Source organism: Xanthobacter sp. BG11Y11_SDJG, from assembly GCF_057364445.1.
The window spans coordinates 1-4,259 of the sequence record NZ_JBNFNU010000363.1 but is presented as its reverse complement, the minus strand read 5'-3'; the positions used below and the strand labels follow the sequence as shown (position 1 = coordinate 4,259).

General features: G+C 70.1%; 4 protein-coding genes and 1 pseudogene. 1 reads left to right on the top strand and 4 read right to left on the bottom strand.

Annotation, left to right across the window (positions count from 1 at the left end; genetic code table 11):
- Nucleotides 1-52: 52 nt before the first annotated feature.
- Nucleotides 53-1,102, bottom strand: coding sequence for a MaoC family dehydratase (locus tag AC2W7M_RS20755; RefSeq protein ID WP_486134556.1), 1,050 nt, complete (start codon nt 1,100-1,102; stop codon nt 53-55).
- 125 nt (nt 1,103-1,227) lie between these two features.
- On the opposite strand from AC2W7M_RS20755, the gene AC2W7M_RS20750 reads away from it, so the two are divergent.
- Nucleotides 1,228-2,142 carry a cation diffusion facilitator family transporter gene (locus AC2W7M_RS20750; RefSeq protein ID WP_486134554.1) on the top strand — a complete coding sequence of 305 codons (915 nt, stop codon included), beginning with the start codon at nt 1,228-1,230 and terminating at the stop codon, nt 2,140-2,142.
- A gap of 13 nt (nt 2,143-2,155) precedes the next feature.
- On the opposite strand, the pseudogene AC2W7M_RS20745 reads toward AC2W7M_RS20750, so the two are convergent.
- The 3 genes and pseudogenes from AC2W7M_RS20745 to AC2W7M_RS20735 form a co-directional block, all read right to left on the bottom strand.
- Nucleotides 2,156-2,358: pseudogene (locus AC2W7M_RS20745) on the bottom strand (DUF1737 domain-containing protein).
- A gap of 16 nt (nt 2,359-2,374) precedes the next feature.
- Nucleotides 2,375-3,091 carry a DJ-1/PfpI family protein gene (locus tag AC2W7M_RS20740; RefSeq protein WP_486134553.1) on the bottom strand — a complete coding sequence of 239 codons (717 nt, stop codon included), beginning with the start codon at nt 3,089-3,091 and terminating at the stop codon, nt 2,375-2,377.
- Between the two features lie 43 nt (nt 3,092-3,134).
- A complete protein-coding gene (locus AC2W7M_RS20735; RefSeq protein WP_486134551.1) occupies nt 3,135-4,013 on the bottom strand; it encodes an HpcH/HpaI aldolase/citrate lyase family protein in 879 nt (292 codons plus the stop codon).
- Between the last annotated feature and the right edge of the window lie 246 nt (nt 4,014-4,259).

Below are 4,259 nucleotides of genomic sequence, written 5' to 3'. Positions count from 1 at the left end.
CGCCCAAGGCGCCGCCGCACGCTGACGCAGCCCGCCGCGCCGCGCGGCCGGCTCAGTGCGGGATCAGAACCCAGTAATCGAGGTCGAGGATGACGCTCGGGTCGTACTCGTCGCCGTCCTTGTAAGGGAAGTCGGCGCACGGGCGGTCCTTGGTGGCGACCGTGCGCACGCGCAGCGCCCCGACGTCGTCGCGGCCGGGTATGGCGGCGGCGTCGAGGATTTCGCTCCAGGCGTGCACCGTCAGGCCGGCGAACAGGGGGGCCACGTGCCGTCCGGCATTGATCGCCGCCACGTGGAAGGCGTTGGCGAGGCCGTTGAACGACAGCGCGCGGGCGATCGAGATCACGTGCCCGCCATAGATCAGGCGCCGGCCGAAGCGGCCCTGCCCTTCGGTGAACTGGTTGAAGTGCACTTTGGCCGTGTTCTGGTAGAGGCGGGTGGCGATCATGTGCTCCGCCTCCTCCACCGTCATGCCGTCCACGTGGTCGATCTTCTCGCCCACCTCGTAATCGGCAAAACGCGCCGGGCTGCCGGACAGGTCGAAGCGCCAGGCCTCGCTGTCGAGCGCCGGCACCGCATCGCCCAGCGCGTCGGGGGCGAGCGCCGCCGGCAGGGTCGGCACCACCGGCGCGGGTGCAGGCAAGGAGGGGTCCTTCTTGCGCACCATCACCCAGCGCACATAGTCCAGCACCTCGACGCCGTCGTGGTTGAAGCCGCTGGAGCGCACATAGACCACGCCGCTCTGGCCGTTGGAATTCTCGCGCACACCGATGACCTCGGAGACCGCCGTCAGCGTGTCGCCAGGATAGACCGGAGCAAGGAAGCGCCCGCCCGCATAGCCGAGATTCGCCACCGCGTTCAGCGAGATGTCCGGCACGGTCTTGCCGAACACCATGTGGAACACCAGCAGGTCGTCGAGGGGCGCGCGCGGATAGCCGAGGTCCTGCGCGAAGCTGTCGGCCGACTGGACGGCGAAGCGGGTGCCGTAAAGCGCGCTGTAGAGGCTCGCATCCCCCACGGTCAGGGTGCGCGGCGTCGCGTGGCGGATCACCTGGCCGACCGCGAAGTCCTCGAAGAAGTTGCCGGAACTGGTCTTGGTCATCTCTAGCCCCCGGTGCAGGCGCCCAATGTGGCAGACGCCCCGCGTGCGGCGCAACAGGGGTTGACGGCGGCGCACGGCTGGGCCTTTTGGCACCAGGGTGCACATGAGAGCGTCGGGGGTGCGTGGTGTCAGGATCGGCGAGCCAGAAACTGTCCTTCCAGGCGATGATCTTCACCATCGTCCTCTTTTCGCTCTACGTGGTGGCCGCGAGCTTCACCAATTCGGCCGCGATCTTCACCGACCTGCTCGCCACCTCCTTCGATCTGACCGCGCTCACCGCCTGCTGGCTGGTGCTACGCCTCGCGAGCCGCGCCAATCCGGGCCGGTTCGCCTACGGGCTGGGCAAGCTCGAAAACCTCGCCGAGATGATGATCGCGGTGCTGCAGACCGTGCTGGTCATCATCGCCAGCACCCGGGCGGTGGCGCTCGTGCTCGATCCGCAGCCGGTGGAGGGCGCCGGGGCGGGCCTGGTGGTGGCGGCGCTCGCGGTCGCCGGCAACGCCTATTTCAACCGCAAGGCGCTCAGGCTCGCGCGGGAGACCAAGTCGCCGGTGCTGGAGGCGCAGGCGCGCGTCCACCTGGTCTCGGCCACGGCCAGCCTGTCGGTGTTCATCGGCACGATGATCACCTCCACGTTCCACACCATCGAGTGGATCGCCTATCTCGATCCGCTCGCGTCGTTCGTGGTCATCAGCTTCATGGTCTACAACATCTGGGCCATGCTCTCGAACTCGGTCGGCTCGCTGTTGGACCAAGCGATCGGCGAGGCCGGCCAGCTGCGCATCCTGCGCGTGCTCACCAGGCACTTCAACGACTTCGACGAACTGGGCGACATCCGCACCCGCCAATTGGGCGGCAAGATGATGGTGGAGCTGCACCTCGGCTTCGAGAACGACTGGAGCGTCGAGCAGGCGCGCCAGGCGGTGGGGCGCCTCACCACGGCGGTGAAGAAGGAATTCGCCGACGCCGGCGACGAGGTGGACGTGGCCGTCGTGCTGCTGCCCGCCGGCCCCGCCGCCGAAGCGACCGCCTACGCCTGAGCGCCCCGCGCCGTCAGTAGTCGGACAGCGTGATGTCGTCCGACCACTCGCCGGGCACCTCTTTGACGATCGCCTGGCCGCAGATGACGCGGCCCTTCACCGGATCGAAGGTCAGGGTCGCGCGCCGTGGAGCTGCCAGCCCTTGTTGAGGGCGGCCGAGACGCGCTTGCAGAAGGCGGTGTCATCCGGGCCGGTGAGGTAGCGGTAGAGCTTCATCAGGGTGTCCTTCGGTTCAGTCGGCGCGCAGCGGCACGCCGAGGCGGGCGCCGACGCGCCGGGCGGTCTCCTCGCGGTCCTGCTGGAACCGCTGGGTCCGCCCGCGCACCTGTGTCACCAGAGCCGGGTCCTCGCGGTCGCGCGGCGGGAAGGCAGGCGCCGGCTGGTACTCGATGGCGAGGGCAATGCGCCGCGCCTCCTCCTCGCCGGCCAATTCCGCGGCGAGCCGCAGAGCGAGATCGATGCCGGACGAGACGCCGGCGCCGGTGAAGCGGTTGCCGTCCACCACCACGCGTTCCTCCACCGGGACGGCGCCGAGGAAGGCGAGTTGCGGCAAGGACAGCCAGTGGCAGGTGGCGCGGTAGCCCATGAGCAGGCCGGCCGCCCCCAGCACCAGCGAGCCGGTGCAGACCGAGGTGACATAGCGCGCGCCCGCCGCCATGCGGCGCAGGAAGGCGAGCGTCTCCTCATCCTCCATCAGCGCCAGCTGGCCGGGGCCGCCGGGCACGAACAGCACGTCGCACGCCGTGATGTCCTTGAACTTCGCGGTGGGCATGATCTTCAGGCCGAGATCGTCCACCACCGGCTCCTTCGCGCTCTTCCAGACCAGGTCGACCTTCGCCCCGGCGATGCGCGCCAGCACTTCGTAGGGCGCGGTGAGGTCGAGCTGGGTGAAGCGCGGGAATGCCAGCATGACGATATGCAGGGGCGCGGGCGGCGGCGTGGCGGCCATGGCGGGTTTCCTTCGTCAGGGTCTGCCGGTGCAAGGCGGGTCTTCAGCCCTTGGCGGCGATGGCATCGGCGAGCGCGACCGTGCGCTTGGCCATCTCGGCATGCAGCAGTTCCACCATCCGCCCGTCGAGCGTGATGACGCCCTTGCCGGCATTCTCCGGCAGCGCGAAGGCGGCGATGATGGCGCGCGCGCGATCCACCTCGGCGGCGGGCGGCGAGAAGGCGGCGTTGCAGGGCTCGATCTGAGAGGGATGGATCAGCGTCTTGCCGTCCATGCCGAACTGGGCCCCCTGCGCGCACTCGGCGTTGAAGCCGTCGAGGTCCTGGAACTGGTTCCACACCCCGTCCAGGACGTCGATGCCGCTGGTGCGCGCGGCGGCGACCACCAGCGTCAGCCAGGCCACCATGGGCGCGCGGCCGGGGACGAGGGCGGCGCGGGTCTCCTTGGCGAGGTCGTTGGTGCCGAGCACGAACACCTGGAGGCGGGTCAGCGGATCGCGCGCGGAGAAAGCGATGGCCTTGATGTCGAGGATGGCGAGCGGGGTCTCGATCATGGCCCACACCCGCGTGGTCTCCGGCACGCCCAAAGCCTTCAGGCGGCGGCCGACGGTGACCAGCTGCTCGACCTCCTGCACCTTGGGCACCAGGATGGCGTCGGGCGCGGCGGCGGCGGCGGCGTCGAGATCGTCCGAGCCCCAGGCGGTATCGAGGCCGTTGATGCGGATCGCCACCTCGCGCGGGCCGAAGCCGCCGGCCTTCACCGTCTCCACCACGCGGGCGCGGGCCTCCACCTTGGCGTCGGGGGCGACCGCGTCCTCAAGGTCCAGGATCACGCCGTCCGCCGGCAGGGTACGCGCCTTCTCCAGCGCACGGGCATTGGAGCCGGGCATGTAGAGGACGCTGCGGCGCGGACGGATGGACATGGATGGGCCCCTCGGCTCGATTGGGATCGAAGCTCGACCTTAGAGCGCAGGGGCGCGCTCGCAAAGGTGCCGCAGTGCAAGACGCGGCCGGACGGCGCGCACGGGATGGCCGCGCGCTATTGCGCCGGCTCGGCGGGAGGCGGCCAGGAGAAGTCGTCCGCCCGTCCGCGCACCGGCGGCGGGGGAACCCCTTCCAACAGCGCCCGCGCCGGAGCCGAGACCTGGACCGCCGGCGGGGTGCCGCGC